This window comes from Shewanella hanedai (genome assembly GCF_007197645.1).
Classification (GTDB): Bacteria; Pseudomonadota; Gammaproteobacteria; order Enterobacterales; family Shewanellaceae; genus Shewanella; species Shewanella hanedai.
In genome coordinates this window covers 153,808-169,172 of sequence record NZ_VKGK01000001.1, presented here as the reverse complement: position 1 = coordinate 169,172, position 15,365 = coordinate 153,808, and the positions used below count along the sequence as shown (strand labels likewise).

Here is a 15,365-nt window from a genome sequence, read left to right as displayed (position 1 = left end):
TATTATCCTAATATCTGAAGCTAATAGCCGTCATCAACGCGAGTAAATTCACTGGTAGCGGCATTTGCCTTGATTTGGGCGATGTAATCGATAGTAAGCAAAATAGCTTGCTCAGCCCGCTCTTTTATCGGATTTGCCCTACGTCCAAAGTGAGTGATGTAAATGGCTTTCCCATTAACCTCAAGTGTTAGCTGAGTGCCAGCTTGCGGAAACACTGTCTCGTATAGCGTCACGTTGAATCCTTGAGTGAAGGTCAGATCACGCCAATAACCTGAATAGTAAAAACCAAAGTCTTTACCAAAACGAGTTAGGGTTCTGTCGATCACCAAACCACTTATTTCAATGTCATCTTCCACCGCAACCGTGGCGGTAGGAAAAAATAAAAGAAACGATAATAAGCAGATCAATTTTTTCATAAGCTATCAATCTCAACGAATACAAAGGCTCATAATACCGAACACGATACGCTATACGCGGCTAAGTTAAATTTCCTGAAGCCCAGTTATACTGGGACTTGTAGCGATTCTCTACACTATCAGCAATACGTATTTTTTGACCCACAAAAATGCTTAAAAAATCGAAATACGTAAAAGCGAGAAGAAAGAAGTAGTACTTTTGGGCTAGATGATATTATGAAGGGGCGAGTGTGAGGCAATAAAAAAGCCTCTTAATTAAGAGGCTTTAGCATAGTTTTGACAGCGTAGATATTGCTCCCTAGAACGGGATATCGTCATCCCAACCATCATCAAGATCTGGGGTGAAATTCTGCTGTGGTGCAGCCTGTTGAGGCGCAGGAGCAGGACGTTGCTGCGGTGCTGCTTGTGGCTTAGGTGCGTAAGCAGGGGCTTGTGGCTGTTGACCCTGTGACTGATAGCCACCTTGCTGTTGTGCTGGCTGCTGAGGAGCAGACTGAGGCTTAGGAGCATAAGCTGGCTGCTGTGGAGCAGATTGAGGCTTAGGCGCATAACCCTGCTGTGGAGCTTGCTGCTGAGGTGCATTGTATTGGTTTTGCTGCTGACCGTAATCACCACCACCTTGCTGTCCACCGCCTTGACCGCGGCTATCTAGCATCTGCATCTCACTCGCATTAATCTCAGTCTTATAACGGTCTTGACCGGTAGCCTGATCTTGCCACTTACTGGTTTGCAATTTACCTTCGATATAAATCTTAGAACCTTTTTTAAGGTACTCGCCAGCTATTTCAGCCAGACGACGATACATAACGATGTTGTGCCATTCAGTACGTTCTTGTGGTTGACCTTGTTGGTCTTTCCAAGACTCACTCGTCGCCACTGTAAAGTTGGCGACGGCATTGCCATTCGGCATATAACGCACTTCAGGGTCTTTACCCAAATTACCGACCAAAATTACCTTATTGACACCACGACTGGCCATTGAAATCTCCTGAGATATACTTACAAATTACGATAAATTCTACACCGAATTCCCGTCAATTGACACGAAATTACGACTTAACTGACAGAGCCTAACACAGCTCGCGCTTCTCTTAAATCGAAATGCTCATCAACTTTTAAATAAGCGACTTTCTCCTCAAGTACGACGATTGCTTCGGCAACGCCTGCGAGTTGAGACAACTTGGTTGCCATGACTCTCGCTTGCTCTTTACCTTCAACAGTTGCTTCAAGGGTATAGCTCTTTAACAACACAGGGTTCTTCATGCCCAAGGTTAATAATAACCACAGCGTCATCAAACCCAGTGCGACAACAAACACCCCTTCAGCGCCAACTAACTGATATGCGCCACCGCCTAATATACCACCACAAAAAGCACCTAAAAACTGACTAGTCGAATAAACGCCCATGGCAGATCCTTTGTCGCCAACAGGACAGAACTTGGCAATCAAACTTGGCAATGATGCTTCCAGATAATTAAAGCCGGTAAAAAACAGCACAACAGCAATACTCAACACAACAAGGTTATTGGCAAATAAGGCCATTGAGGCCAATGCCAACATCATGATAAGCAGCGCAACCTGAAAGGTCGCTTTAGTATTTTTCTTCTTCACGCCAATGATAATGAGCGGCACCATAAGGAAAAAAGCGCCCATAAAAGCGGGAAAATAAAGCATCCAGTGCTTCTCTTTCGCTAGGCCTGCATCCACCAGATCCAACGGCAAAGCAACAAAGACAGCGGTGAGCACTAAGTGCAGAATAAAGATCCCAGCATCCAAGCGAAACAGTTGCGGGTCAGTTACCATCGCCTTCAACTTAGCTGGTATGGCTAACGTATCGCCTTTCGGCGCTTGGGAAATGGGATTTGGGACAAGAAACTGTACGATGATCATCCCCAACACCGCTAAGCAAGCTGTCATGGCAAACAAACCCGACAACCCCAAGTATTGAGCCACAATCGGGCCAACAAGCAGGGATAGCGCAAAAGAGAAACCGATACACATACCGATTATCGCCATCACTTTGGTTCTTTGTTCATCGCGGGTTAAGTCTGCAGCCAGCGCCAGAACAGCCGCCGCAATTGCACCCATTCCCTGTATAGCACGACCCGCCACAACACCATAAATCGTGTCTGCATTGGCGGCAACCAGACTACCAAAAGCAAACATCACTAAGCCGATGAGAATAATCGGCTTACGACCAAATTTATCCGATAAAATCCCCATTGGGATCTGTAAAACAGCTTGAGTCAGACCGTAAGCACCAATGGCGATACCTACCCACAGAGGCGAAAAACCTTCAAGATGTTGCCCGTAGAGTGCAAAGACAGGCATGATCATAAACAAGCCCATCATGCGCAAACCAAATACACTGGCTAAAGAAAACGCGACTTTTGTCTCAGTCTTTGAGAGTCCGTTATTGGACATGTTCCGCCCTGATCTGAATACATAAATAAGTCAGATATGGTATCACGAAGCTCTTAATTAGCTCAAAAGGAAAATCAAAAAACTGCGAGCTCACCGCACTCTAGCAACAATAAAACCCAAAGCTGAGAAAACAACCTGCCCCCCACTCAATTCCTAACTCTTTTATCCTCTCTTCTTTTGTTAATTTTTGTGCGATAATCGATCTCTTTTTTATTCGGCATAGAGAGACAGATGGACAAGATTGAAGTACGTGGCGCCCGCACCCACAATCTAAAAAACATCAACCTGACAATTCCCAGAAATAAATTAATCGTGATAACTGGACTCTCGGGATCGGGGAAATCGTCTCTGGCATTCGACACTCTTTACGCCGAAGGCCAGAGACGATACGTTGAATCACTTTCAACCTATGCCCGCCAATTTTTGAGTTTGATGGAAAAGCCCGATGTGGATCATATCGAAGGCCTAAGTCCCGCTATCTCTATCGAACAAAAGTCGACGTCACACAATCCTAGATCTACCGTGGGAACCATTACAGAGATCTATGATTACCTGCGCTTACTGTTTGCTCGCGTCGGTGAGCCACGTTGTCCAACCCATGGCCAACCATTAGCAGCCCAGACCATTAGTCAGATGGTAGACAAAGTACTTGAACTCCCTGAAGGCAGTAGACAGATGCTGCTTGCCCCAGTGGTGAATAACCGTAAGGGTGAGCATGTCAAACTGCTTGAAGGTCTATCGGCACAAGGTTTCATTCGCGCTCGTATCGATGGCGAAGTCTGCGATCTTACCGATCCACCAGAGCTTGAACTTCATGTGAAGCACACCATCGAAGTGGTCGTTGATCGCTTTAAAGTCCGTGATGATATTCAGCAACGATTGGCCGAATCATTCGAAACCGCGCTTGAGCTTTCTGGCGGTATTGCGACTGTGGCTGACATGGACAGCGACACCAAGAATAAAGATGAAGAGTTGCTCTTCTCTGCAAACTTTGCCTGCCCACAATGTGGCTATTCAATGGCGGAATTAGAGCCAAGAATATTCTCATTTAACAATCCAGCTGGCGCCTGTGGCACCTGTGACGGCCTTGGTGTGCAGCAATATTTCGATCCCGAACGCGTCATCGTCAATGATGAATTATCGCTGGCAGGTGGTGCTATTCGAGGTTGGGACAGACGTAACTTCTACTATTTCCAAATGCTGACTTCGCTTGCCGAACACTACAAATTTGATGTTGAGAAGCCGCTTATGCAGCTCAGTGATGATATTAAAAAGCGTGTTCTTTATGGCTCAGGCACTCAGAGCATCGCCTTTAAATACATCAATGATCGTGGTGATGTTGTGGTGCGTAACCACCCGTTTGAAGGCATCATCAACAACATGGACAGACGCTATCGCGAGACAGAGTCTAATGCTGTTCGTGAAGAGCTAGCCAAATTTATTAGTACCCAGTGCTGCCAAAGTTGTAACGGCTCACGACTGCGTGAAGAAGCGCGTAACGTCTTCATTAACGACCTCAATATGCCGCAGCTAACTCAGTGGTCTATCGGTGATGCTAAAGAGTACTTCTCTACGCTCAAGTTGACGGGGCAAAAAGCTCAGATCGCCGAAAAAATCATGAAAGAGATTTCTGATCGCCTTGGCTTCTTGGTCAATGTAGGCCTTAACTATTTAAGCCTATCTCGCTCTGCCGATACACTATCAGGCGGTGAAGCACAGCGGATCAGACTTGCCAGTCAAATTGGCGCAGGCTTAGTCGGCGTGATGTATGTACTTGATGAGCCTTCTATTGGCCTGCATCAACGAGACAATGAACGTCTGCTGCAAACCCTTATCCATCTACGCGACATTGGTAACACGGTTATCGTTGTCGAACACGATGAAGATGCGATAAAAATGGCTGATCACGTTATCGACATCGGTCCTGGCGCAGGTGTACACGGGGGCGAAGTGATCTGCGACGGCACCTTGGAGGATATTCTTAACTGTGAGGAATCCGTCACTGGCCAATACTTGTCAGGTAAAAAGCAGATCCACATTAGCGAAGAGCGAGTTGCCTATAATGGCGATAAACTTATTGAGCTATTTGGTGCCAGCGGTAACAATCTAAAAGATGTTGATTTGGCCATCCCAGTGGGACTCTTTACTTGTGTAACCGGTGTATCTGGCTCAGGTAAATCGACCCTAATCAATGATACTTTTTACAAAATAGCCCATCGATTACTTAATGGTGCCACTGTCGATGAACCAGCGCCCTATCGTGAAATCAAAGGCATGGATCACTGCGACAAGGTCGTCGATATCGATCAAAGCCCGATTGGCCGTACTCCGCGTTCAAATCCAGCCACGTATACGGGGATTTTCACGCCGATCAGAGAGCTGTTTTCTGCCACTCAGGAATCACGAACCCGTGGTTACAAGCCTGGACGTTTCTCTTTTAACGTCAAAGGTGGACGCTGTGAATCTTGCCAGGGTGATGGACTGATCAAAGTTGAAATGCACTTCCTTCCCGATGTGTATGTACCTTGTGATGACTGTAAAGGTAAGCGTTACAACCGCGAGACCTTAGAAGTTAAATACAAGGGCAAAAGCATTCATGAAGTGCTGAACATGACCGTCGAAGAAGCGAGACCTTTCTTTGAAGCCGTACCAGCCATCGCCAGAAAGCTGCAAACCTTGATAGAAGTCGGTCTGTCTTATATCAGCTTAGGACAAAGTGCCACCACATTATCCGGTGGTGAAGCGCAACGTGTTAAGCTGGCAAAAGAGCTCTCTAAACGCGACACTGGCCAAACCCTGTATATTCTCGATGAGCCAACTACAGGTCTACACTTTGCTGATATTCAGCTCTTACTGGATGTATTGCATAGACTAAAGACTCACGGCAACACCATTGTCGTGATTGAACACAACTTAGATGTGATAAAAACCGCTGATTGGATCATCGATTTAGGACCCGAAGGCGGTGATGGTGGAGGCATGATTCTAGTCGCAGGAACACCCGAACAAGTTGCTGAGAATACAGAGTCTCATACAGCGCGCTTTCTTAAGCCCTTACTGGACATAAACTAAGCCATTGAACAGATAAGCAGAGGATAAGAGATGAGTTCTACAGGAGTTAAGCTCACTTTTCTATCACACAGCCAGCCCCTTTTGGTGCTGATCTCTGTCTTATTACTCGGTGCATGTTCCACTTTCGGGCCTAATTGTAAAACTGAGTACCAACCCAATTGGGTTGATACTCAGAGCCTGCAAACTGACATAGCCAAACTGACCTCAGATGAATTAGAGGGCAGAAAAACCGGCACTCAAGGCGCTGCTTTAACCCGCGTCTACCTTAATCAACGTTTCAGTCAGATAGGACTCACTCCCTGGCTTTCCTCTACAAACCCACAAGCACTTGCAAACAAAAACCACACTCAAGCCAAAAATGATGCCTTTGATCTCCCTTTTGCCTATTCCCAAGGTTTCAGCGAACGCCAAGGCAGCAACGTTGTAGGGGTGCTCACAGCATCACGCCCCTCTCCACGTTGGCGGTTGGTTGTCGCCCACTATGATCATCTCGGCATAAAAACAGGAAAAATACATCCTGGCGCCGATGACAACGCATCAGGTATCGCCGCCATGTTACAACTGGCCACGTATGCAGCGGCGAATAGATCGCTCTACCAAGACACCAATTTGATGTTTGTGGCAACGGATGCAGAAGAGCCCGGCCTCTATGGCGGCTATGCGTTAGCTGAAAAGTTGCAATTGCCACATTCAGCCCCAAATGCCGAGCAGATAGAGCTCGCGATTAACTTAGACATGGTGGGGCGACCCGGTCGACCCACAGTGATCTATTTAGAGGGCAGAAAAGGCTTTAGCCAGTTCGCATTAATTCAGCAAAAACTAATAGAAGAGACCGGACTGTGTATCAGAGCTCACCATCCCAGAAAGCTGGGAACGATGACAGGGAATATCGACTGGTTAAGAGCTTCAGACCACTACCCGCTGCATAAAGCAGGGATCCCCTGGCTCTACTTTGGTGTCCCTCCTCACCAGGATTATCATGCACCTAGCGACACCTTAGAAAAAATAGATCTTGAATTTCTGGCAGCTGTAACCACATCTGCGCACCAACTGCTAATAATAAACAGTTTACAACTAAGAAACATTCCATAAAATCGACTAAGAAATTATTATTTTCTGCGATAACTTATTAATTTTCCTACAATTTACTTCGAAATAGTCGAATAAATCCATTGCGACCCCATATTTAATTGGTAATACCAATTGCACCCTGCTATAATAATCGGCTTATTAAAGCAATTTTTGTTGCGGGAAGTCGACACGGGGTTGATTTTCTGTCTATAAACCTAAGTGCATTTATTTGCGCTCTGTTATTCCACAAGGCTACAACCCATGTCATCCGAAGAAAAAACTTTCCGCGAACTCGGTCTTTCCGAGCCTTTGCTGCGTGCTCTTGACGAGCTTGGCTACGAGAAGCCTACCCCTATTCAAGCTGCGAGTATCGCTCCTCTTATGGCCAACAAGGACATATTAGGACAAGCGCAAACAGGTACTGGTAAAACCGGTGCTTTCGCTCTGCCACTTTTGAATAAGATTGATCCTAATACTAACTCTCCACAAATTTTAGTACTAGCGCCAACACGTGAACTTGCCGTTCAGGTTGCTGAAGCATTTGCTAGCTACGCTAAATTTATGAAGGGCATGCACGTACTACCTATTTATGGTGGTCAGAGCATGCAACAACAGCTTAATGCTCTTAGACGTGGTCCACAGATCATCGTTGGTACTCCTGGCCGTGTTATGGACCATATGCGTCGTGGCACTCTTAAGCTAGATACGCTTAAAGCGATGGTACTAGACGAAGCTGATGAGATGCTAAAAATGGGCTTCATCGATGATATCGAATGGATCCTTGAGCACACGCCTAAAGAGCGTCAACTTGCGCTTTTCTCAGCCACTATGCCTGAGCAAATTAAGCGTGTTGCTAACAAATATTTGACTGAACCTGTTCACGTTAAAATAGCAACAACAACCACAACTGTTGAGACAATTGAACAGCGTTTCGTTCAAGTATCACAACATAACAAACTTGAAGCACTAGTACGTGTACTAGAAGTTGAGAAGACTGAAGGTATCATTATCTTCGTACGTACTCGTAATAGCTGTGTTGAGCTAGCTGAAAAGCTAGAAGCACGCGGTTATGCTTCATCACCACTACACGGTGACATGAACCAACAGGCTCGTGAGCGTGCGGTTGATCAGCTTAAGCGTGGCAAGTTAGATATCATCATCGCTACTGACGTTGCGGCCCGTGGTCTAGACGTTGAGCGTATCGGACACGTAGTTAACTACGATATTCCATATGATACTGAAGCTTATGTACACCGTATTGGCCGTACAGGCCGTGCTGGTCGTACAGGTATGGCAATTTTGTTCGTCACTCATAGAGAAATGCGTATGCTACGCACTATCGAACGTGCGACTAACAGCCGTATCTCGCCAATGGACGTACCAAGTCCTGAGACAGTAACTGAGCGTCGTCTATCTCGTTTAGGTGAGCAAGTTTCTGAAATCATCGCTAAAGACTCTTTAGATTTCATGAAGGGTGCTGTTGCACAACTTTGTCAGCAACTAGAAGTCGACACTGATATCCTTGCAGCTGCATTGCTACAGCAAGTTCAGAAAGATCGTCCTCTACAGTTACCATCAATCAACGAACGTCAACGTGACAGCCGTGATGACCGTAACTCTAACGATCGTAACACTCGTGAACGCGGTGATCGTGCTCCACGTGATCGCGCTGACCGTCCTCGTCGTGATGCTCGTCCAACCCCAACTAACTTGGGTAAAGCCGATGCACTAAAAGACAATCCAGACGTTAAGATGTGTCGTTACATCATCGACGTGGGTCGTGAACATGGCGTTGGAGTAGGTAACATTGTTGGTGCCGTTGCTAACGAAGCAAACATCGACAGCCGTTACATTGGCCAAATCCAGTTATTCGATAACATGACAGCTATCGATCTTCCTGATGGAATGCCAAAAGATGTGCTTGAACATCTTAGAAAGGTTCGTGTTTGTGGTAAGCCACTAAACATTCGTGAAGCCGATGGTGCTGAATTACCAGCAGGTGGCGATAGCCGCCCACCACGTCGTCCACGTAAGCCATCTGGCGATCGTCGTCCAGCAGGTGACAGAAAGCCGCACCGTAAAGGTCCAGCTGGTGAGTGAGTAAGTAATTTATCAGCCTACTTTTTATAGAGTGAGCTAATAAACAAAAAAGGAGCCTAACGGCTCCTTTTTTAATGCCTGAATTATATCAATAGTGTTAAGCCACAAAACTCGCGACATATGCTGCTAATGATAAGCTCGCGGTTAATCCTGGCGATTCAATACCGAAAAGGTTAATGAGTCCCTGAACATTATGCTCATCATGAGTATCGATACGAAAATCTTTAAACCCATCTTCAGGCCCCTGTAATTTAGATCTAATCCCCGCACAACCAGGATGTAATCTCTCAGCATCAATATTGGGATAATAACGCTTTATCGCACTCAAAAATGCCGGTTTTAAACTGTATTCGACCGTGTATTCAGGCGTAGCTTCATAGGGAATGTAGTGCGCATCAGGGCCAAACTTTAACTGCCCAGCCATATCGATGGTGGCATGGATACCTAATCCTGCAGCATTTGCTACTGGCGCAGGGTAGATAAGTTTAGTGAAAGGGTTTGCACCACTGTAACTAAAGTAATGTCCTTTACACCAATGAAGTTCAGGCAGAGTAGTGGTATCAAGTCCCTGAATACGTTTCGCGACATCTACACAGCTCAAGCCTGCACTATTGATCAAGTAGCGGCACTGCATCTGCATCACCTCACCACCAATATCCAACCACACAATAAAACCATCAGCAATTGGCTCCGCTCTTATTAGCTCAGAGTGACCAGTAAAGAAGCCTCCGTTCCCTTCTACTTCAGCTAATAAACTCGACATGTAACTGTGACTATCAATGATGCCAGTTGAGGGTGATAACAGGGCTGTCAATGCCGAAAGCTCAGGAGAGAACTGCTTGATACTGCGCTTGGAAAGCCAAGAGAGATCGTCGACGCCGTTATTTTCAGCTTGGTGGAGAACATTTTGCAATGACACCTCTTGCTCAGGTGTGCTCGCAACAATCAGCTTACCTATCGGATTAACAGGAATGCCTCTTCGCTGGCAATATTCATACAATGCCCGATTTCCTGAGACACAGAGTTTCGCCTTTAAACTATTCTGGGGGTGATAGATCCCGGCATGGATAACTTCACTATTGCGGCTACTCGTCTCTTCACCATAACTCCCTCGCCTATCGATAACCGCAACGCTATGGCGCATAGCACTTAACTTAGCGGCAATAGCAAGCCCTACAACCCCAGCACCGACAACAATAACGTCCAGTTTTTCCATCCAGCACCCACTCCTTGTTCAGTATTCCTTGCTCAACACGCTGCAGAACATAAACCTGCATGAATCAACATAGGTAGCACAAAAATCTAATATTGCAACCTGCCTGGCAATCAATTATATTATAAATAGCAATTCTCAATAAAAAGAATAAAGAGGAAAGCATGGTAAGCTTAAGTTTTGGCTGCACTATCAATCATTTAGATTCAAACATAGCAGAAGTCATTGTCGACAGCGGAGTTGAGCTGAGTATCGAGATGGTCGAAGAGCTTGATAACTACCTAAAGGGTTTTTATCCGCATGACTTTGCCCTACTGGTAAATAAGAAAAATAAGTATACTTATACTTATGAAGCCCAGCTTTGTCTGGCATCTCTTGAACACCAAAGAGCACTGGCGATCCTGTATCACGACTTGCAAAATGAGCACATCCCCCCTCTATTAAGCCAACGCGTTGCTCTAGACAACATCAATGTTAAAATTTTTCCGGCCACTAAGCTAGGCCAGAATAGTGCGATCAATTGGCTTAAAGATATCCTGAGTAAGACAGCTTAATCGTACCGGCTTACACAGATGTAGGTCGCTAAGTATTAGTCGCTAATCTTTTTGCTCTTCGTGCGTTCATGGTTGGCAATAGCTGCAATACCATCACAGAAAAGATAATGACAGCGATACCACTTAAGGATAAAACATCCAAAGCATCACTGAAAAACATCTCTGGCCATAGGCCTAAACTCACCACAAGCCCTGTAGCGCTAAAGCTGAGCACAGGCGTTAAAGCCAACATGGCACTCACTTGTGCCGTAGGCCAATACTTCATCGAAGCACCAAAACAGCCATAAGCTATCAGAGTATTAAACGCACAGAAAATAGCAATCCACCAATCATTCATTGTCATTGCCGAAAAATGGCTGAAGTCACTAAACCCCGCCATCACTAACACCCCCATGCCATAAATAAACAGTAAAACATTACTAGGATCTAACTGTTTCAACAGTGATTTCTGTAGTAAGGCATAGCTGGTCCATGAACAGACAGAAAATTGAATAATCATCACCCCAGTCCAGACAGCAGAATTATCTGATTGATTGAACTCTAAAAAAGGGTGAAAGAACATCAACATGCCTAATGCCAACGTCGCAAAACAGGTCATCTGAATAGCACTTAGCCTCTCTTTAAAGAAGAGCATGCCACCGAACGCTAAGAAGAAAGGCGAAGTTTGAAAGTTAAGCTGAGCAGTGCCAGGCGCCAAGTACTCTAACGAGTAAACAAACGATACATAGTTAAGCATTAAAAACACAGAAGCAAAAAACAGCTTTATCCAAGCCACTTTATCTAGACAAGCAAACTGTTTCAAATTGCCACTAATATACTGAATCACAATACTCACCAACAAAGCGACTAAAAACCTAAACCAAGTTAACGAGACAGGGTCGATAAAGGTTGAAGAGAGTTTAAGCGCGATCGGCAGTATCCCCCAAAAGAGCACCGCCGTTGAGATAAAAAGTAACCCGATTTTGAAATTGTTCTGTTGCAAAGGAACCTACTTGAGCAGATGAATAACACTGAGAAGAGGTCAAGTATTCTGCGCCTAAAACATAACAACGTCTATAAGTTAAAACGATTAAGCTTACGAGCTAACACCGCCCTAACCAGTCTAAAACACTTAAAACAGGCAGTGATACAAACCAACAATCCAATTCTACACAGTATTTTCAGCTATTAGGCATTTATTGATTCGACAACACATTTTCAAATGCCTAATGAGTAGGAAACATGCCTGTAGAATATGGCAGTAACTTTAGCCAATGAGTCATCAAACTTGCTTTTATAGCAATACAGCAAGGAGTAAAAAAGTAAAACTACGCCAGCTGGGACCTTAAACAGCAAAGATTAACAGAAGAGTTTTCAAAAGCATTCTAATCTATTTCAAACACTCAAAAAACAAATCGCTATACACATGATTACCTTCCAGTGTAATATACACAACTTCATAGGGAGGCGTTCATGATCTATTTTAACAATTTACAGGGTCGAGATTACAATAGAGCTTATGGCGAAACAGTAAAATGTCGAGTCGAAGGAGATGACCCCATCATTTTTGATCTGTATGACAATCAAATCGCTAATGTAATGAATGAAGATTGGCAATATGTAACCAAAGGGCAGATGGCCATGGTGATTCAAGGGGCGTCAACCTGATATCAGCAGCAGATTATTAGTCTCCCAAGGCATCCTAAAAGGGTAGATTTAACATGTTCTGACGTGGCTATTGAGCTAGCAGAGTGTGGAACAGGTTTAAAGTGATTGAATAGATAAAAAATAAAACTAAAAAAATAATAAAAACAACCTCGATTCAATCTGCCAAGGATGGCTCTTTTTTACATTTATTAGTTAATGAGTTAGTCAATCCTTTTCAAGCCTAGCGCTACCTCCTGTTTAATTCTCTCGAGACAGTCTTGACAGATACAAGCACTCCCATCCAACTTGTTTGCTAAAAGTACGGATTTAGGCGGAAACTCAGCAGTCTTACACCAACAGTTTTCAATCTCCTGTTTAGTGGTTAACGCACACTGATTTGAAGTTTGGCACAGCGGACAAAGCATGGATTGCGTCTGCTGCTCATCATTCTCTACACCTGAATTATTCACATCTATTTGGTTCATATTTAACCTGCATCAGCCGGATGGTTGACTCCATCATACAAAGTGACTCCCTCCTTGAGTAAAGTGCGTATATCAAAAGGATCCCCTTCTAAGCACGCGACATTAAATCCATAAAAATGCGGATTAGAACGCCTTTGATGGTGAGTATAGATCCCACATTTTGAACAGAAGAAGTGTTTGCACTATACCCAAACTACCTGAAAATGTTCGTTTCAGAGGCGTTGTGCGAGTTCACTTCTAGACGCATTGGCGTAGAAATGGCTACTCCCTTTTAAGTTAATGCAACAACGAAGTGGGCTTGCACAAAGCCTTCTACGATGGTTTTTAATACATTTTATTCTGCGTTATTGATTTTGCAAAGGGAACAACCATTAGCTACAAACAATGCCTTGCCTAAAATGTATTAAATTCCCACTGAATCCTGCATTTTCAGGTAGTTTGAGTATATATTAAATTGATATAAACTTAATAGCTCAGCGCCTTTCATCACCTTAAGATCTGCTAGCGGGATAGAGGCCACAATTGCACCTCGTCGCCGACACATAGAGCAATCACAGCGACGTGGATCGACCAATCCATCCGGCAAAAAGAGTGATAGTTCTACCCCACCACAATGACATTGGGCTTTATAACTAGTATCTGTCATTAGCTCACCTTTCTGTGTTTAAGAATAAAGTCAAAAAATCATCTTGGGAAAAGTCTTACTCTCCCTTAGGATTTATCGCATAGGAATGGGAGCCGAGTATCGGGCTTCCATCAACAGCTTGTCCGTAATATCCCTGATGTTTATGATATTTTGTCATCAGTTTGCTCACATCTCCCTTATAACGAGGATCTTGAGGGCGTTCATGGCTGTTCACGTATGCTGCAACATCCCAAGCCTCTTGTGCTGTAAGCTGGATGCTTTTGCCAAAGGGCATGTTCTCATAGATAAATGAGGCGGCGGTATTCACTCTGTGCATTCCAGCTCCCCAGTTAAAGCTATCAGGGCCCCACAAAGGTGGCAATGAATACACACCAGCAGTTTCATATCCTAAGCCGTCTGCGCCGTGGCATGACTGGCAATGAGCTTGGTACACCTTCTCACCCCTGACAGGTGAATAAGCTAGCGGTGGTTTAGGTACTAATGGGAAACCTTTACCTGGTAACTTGGCTAGTTCATCTATTGTCATCATAGACTTAACTTTTTCTGGTATCGGAAAATCAGCGAGCTTACCGCCCTGTAATAGCAGTGCATCACTAATAGCTGGCACAGGCGAATCTAGCTTTGCCATATCCATTACGCCTCCCATCCCCAACCAATAAGAATATGCTGATAAAGCCACTAATTCAGCGCTGCCACTTGCGGGTGCTTTGCCATTCATCGAGTAGGTAAAACAGCCTTGGATACGCTCTTCAAATGAATTCACTTTATCATTTTTCTTGCGGTAAGCTGGGTAAGCGAAATAGGCAGCCCACAAAGGCGATGCATTGGCTTTTCGCCCTGCGTCCATGTGGCAATTTGAACAGTTCAGCTCATTGCCCACATATTTGCCTCTAAGCTGCTGAGTGTTAACAAATAGCTCATAACCTTTTCGAACTTTATCGCCAAACTCTCCGTCAGGAATCGCGTTTAAAGGTCTTGGCTTAAGGTAGGTTTGACTTGCCAACTTAGGGACAGATACTAGTTCAGTTTGTGTGTCGGGTAGTTCATCAGCCTGAACTGCAGGGATCATTATTAAGCTAAGTAAAATTAAGGGTATTTTTTTCATAATGAGTTCCTACTTTAACGTGGCAAAATATTGAGATAGAGCATCAATCTCTGATGGGGTCAATTTAGTCGCAATATTATGCATGACTCCATCTAGATCACCTTTTCTCGTGCCTGATTGCCAAGCTAACAGCTGACTTTTTATATAGGAAGCTTGTTGTCCTGCTAAACGAGGAAATTCGCCAACGCCTAATCCTGAAGGGCCGTGACAAGTGACACATGCAGGGATCACCCGGTCCCAATCACCTTGATATACTAGGCGCTCTGTGGCATCAGGGTAATCTGCTTTTTCGCCTCTAAAATGGGGCTTAACAAGCGGCACATCCATCGCAGCAAAATACTCTGCCACTTGGTTTATCGCATCACCTTGTACCATCATAGACATTGATTGCATGGTTGGGTTTTGACGTTGACCAGTCTGGAACAAGTTAATTTGCTTCTCAATATAACTCGCTGGTAGGCCTGCTAACCTTGGGCCTAGCGGCTCAACACCTTGCCCTTGTTGACCGTGACACCCCGCACACACTGCTGCCGATGGTGGAACATCTGCAAGCACTGAAAAGCTTAATACTAAACTCGCCAATGTTATTATTTTAAGTTTCATCATATTCCCCTTGTAGAAGTTGTGTATTTTAGGCTCAAAAGGGGAGGTTT

The 15,365-nt window shown here is 44.7% G+C and carries 14 protein-coding genes; 5 read left to right on the top strand and 9 right to left on the bottom strand.

Translation table 11 applies throughout. From position 1 onward, the window contains the following. Positions 1–20 precede the first annotated feature (20 nt). The 3 genes from FN961_RS00670 to FN961_RS00660 all read right to left on the bottom strand — a co-directional run bounded on the left by FN961_RS00670 (position 21) and on the right by FN961_RS00660 (position 2,840). Positions 21–416 carry a curli production assembly/transport protein CsgE gene (locus FN961_RS00670; protein ID WP_143562622.1) on the bottom strand — a complete coding sequence of 132 codons (396 nt, stop codon included), beginning with the start codon at positions 414–416 and terminating at the stop codon, positions 21–23. Between the two features lie 298 nt (positions 417–714). Then, positions 715–1,395: a single-stranded DNA-binding protein gene (locus FN961_RS00665; protein WP_143562621.1), complete on the bottom strand. Its 681-nt coding sequence runs from the start codon at positions 1,393–1,395 to the stop codon at positions 715–717. Positions 1,396–1,472: 77 nt separating this feature from the next. After that, entirely contained in the window at positions 1,473–2,840 is a 1,368-nt protein-coding gene (locus FN961_RS00660) for an MFS transporter (RefSeq protein ID WP_143562620.1), read from the bottom strand. Between the two features lie 231 nt (positions 2,841–3,071). Between FN961_RS00660 and uvrA the strand changes: the two genes are divergently transcribed. The 3 genes from uvrA to FN961_RS00645 all read left to right on the top strand — a co-directional run bounded on the left by uvrA (position 3,072) and on the right by FN961_RS00645 (position 9,083). Continuing rightward, positions 3,072–5,912, top strand: a complete 2,841-nt coding sequence (gene uvrA, locus FN961_RS00655; RefSeq protein ID WP_143562619.1) for an excinuclease ABC subunit UvrA — start codon at positions 3,072–3,074, stop codon at positions 5,910–5,912. Positions 5,913–5,942: 30 nt separating this feature from the next. Next, positions 5,943–7,004 (top strand): M28 family peptidase, encoded by a 1,062-nt coding sequence (locus tag FN961_RS00650; RefSeq protein WP_143562618.1) that lies wholly within the window; start codon positions 5,943–5,945, stop codon positions 7,002–7,004. Positions 7,005–7,244: 240 nt separating this feature from the next. After that, positions 7,245–9,083, top strand: a complete 1,839-nt coding sequence (locus FN961_RS00645; RefSeq protein ID WP_143562617.1) for a DEAD/DEAH box helicase — start codon at positions 7,245–7,247, stop codon at positions 9,081–9,083. A 97-nt stretch (positions 9,084–9,180) separates the two neighbouring features. Here the strand turns inward: FN961_RS00645 and FN961_RS00640 are convergent, their stop codons facing one another. Beyond that, positions 9,181–10,299, bottom strand: coding sequence for an NAD(P)/FAD-dependent oxidoreductase (locus FN961_RS00640; RefSeq protein ID WP_143562616.1), 1,119 nt, complete (start codon positions 10,297–10,299; stop codon positions 9,181–9,183). Positions 10,300–10,460: 161 nt separating this feature from the next. Between FN961_RS00640 and FN961_RS00635 the strand changes: the two genes are divergently transcribed. Next, entirely contained in the window at positions 10,461–10,850 is a 390-nt protein-coding gene (locus FN961_RS00635; RefSeq protein WP_143562615.1) for a hypothetical protein, read from the top strand. Positions 10,851–10,878: 28 nt separating this feature from the next. Here the strand turns inward: FN961_RS00635 and FN961_RS00630 are convergent, their stop codons facing one another. Then, positions 10,879–11,832 (bottom strand): DMT family transporter, encoded by a 954-nt coding sequence (locus tag FN961_RS00630; RefSeq protein ID WP_143562614.1) that lies wholly within the window; start codon positions 11,830–11,832, stop codon positions 10,879–10,881. 470 nt (positions 11,833–12,302) lie between these two features. Between FN961_RS00630 and FN961_RS00625 the strand changes: the two genes are divergently transcribed. Beyond that, a complete protein-coding gene (locus FN961_RS00625) occupies positions 12,303–12,497 on the top strand; it encodes a hypothetical protein (RefSeq protein ID WP_143562613.1) in 195 nt (64 codons plus the stop codon). Between the two features lie 200 nt (positions 12,498–12,697). Here the strand turns inward: FN961_RS00625 and FN961_RS00620 are convergent, their stop codons facing one another. The 4 genes from FN961_RS00620 to FN961_RS00600 form a co-directional block, all read right to left on the bottom strand. After that, complete coding sequence (locus FN961_RS00620; RefSeq protein WP_143562612.1) at positions 12,698–12,961, bottom strand: cysteine-rich CWC family protein; 264 nt, start codon at positions 12,959–12,961, stop codon at positions 12,698–12,700. A 403-nt stretch (positions 12,962–13,364) separates the two neighbouring features. Beyond that, entirely contained in the window at positions 13,365–13,607 is a 243-nt protein-coding gene (locus tag FN961_RS00610) for a GFA family protein (RefSeq protein WP_185972676.1), read from the bottom strand. A 55-nt stretch (positions 13,608–13,662) separates the two neighbouring features. Continuing rightward, the gene (locus FN961_RS00605; protein ID WP_143562611.1) at positions 13,663–14,712 is read right to left on the bottom strand and encodes a c-type cytochrome; all 1,050 of its coding nucleotides are present in this window, start codon (positions 14,710–14,712) and stop codon (positions 13,663–13,665) included. 9 nt (positions 14,713–14,721) lie between these two features. After that, entirely contained in the window at positions 14,722–15,315 is a 594-nt protein-coding gene (locus tag FN961_RS00600) for a c-type cytochrome (RefSeq protein WP_143562610.1), read from the bottom strand. Positions 15,316–15,365: the final 50 nt, after the last annotated feature.

Excerpts from the sequence above, each read along its gene's own strand:
- FN961_RS00635 (WP_143562615.1), top strand. The coding sequence starts at position 10,461 with ATGGTAAGCTTAAGTTTTGGCTGCACTATCAATCATTTAGATTCAAAC.
- FN961_RS00610 (WP_185972676.1), bottom strand. The coding sequence starts at position 13,607 with ATGACAGATACTAGTTATAAAGCCCAATGTCATTGTGGTGGGGTAGAA.
- uvrA (WP_143562619.1), top strand. The coding sequence starts at position 3,072 with ATGGACAAGATTGAAGTACGTGGCGCCCGCACCCACAATCTAAAAAAC.
- FN961_RS00620 (WP_143562612.1), bottom strand. The coding sequence starts at position 12,961 with ATGAACCAAATAGATGTGAATAATTCAGGTGTAGAGAATGATGAGCAG.
- FN961_RS00650 (WP_143562618.1), top strand. The coding sequence starts at position 5,943 with ATGAGTTCTACAGGAGTTAAGCTCACTTTTCTATCACACAGCCAGCCC.
- FN961_RS00625 (WP_143562613.1), top strand. The coding sequence starts at position 12,303 with ATGATCTATTTTAACAATTTACAGGGTCGAGATTACAATAGAGCTTAT.
- FN961_RS00660 (WP_143562620.1), bottom strand. The coding sequence starts at position 2,840 with ATGTCCAATAACGGACTCTCAAAGACTGAGACAAAAGTCGCGTTTTCT.
- FN961_RS00645 (WP_143562617.1), top strand. The coding sequence starts at position 7,245 with ATGTCATCCGAAGAAAAAACTTTCCGCGAACTCGGTCTTTCCGAGCCT.
- FN961_RS00605 (WP_143562611.1), bottom strand. The coding sequence starts at position 14,712 with ATGAAAAAAATACCCTTAATTTTACTTAGCTTAATAATGATCCCTGCA.
- FN961_RS00600 (WP_143562610.1), bottom strand. The coding sequence starts at position 15,315 with ATGAAACTTAAAATAATAACATTGGCGAGTTTAGTATTAAGCTTTTCA.
- FN961_RS00640 (WP_143562616.1), bottom strand. The coding sequence starts at position 10,299 with ATGGAAAAACTGGACGTTATTGTTGTCGGTGCTGGGGTTGTAGGGCTT.
- FN961_RS00665 (WP_143562621.1), bottom strand. The coding sequence starts at position 1,395 with ATGGCCAGTCGTGGTGTCAATAAGGTAATTTTGGTCGGTAATTTGGGT.
- FN961_RS00670 (WP_143562622.1), bottom strand. The coding sequence starts at position 416 with ATGAAAAAATTGATCTGCTTATTATCGTTTCTTTTATTTTTTCCTACC.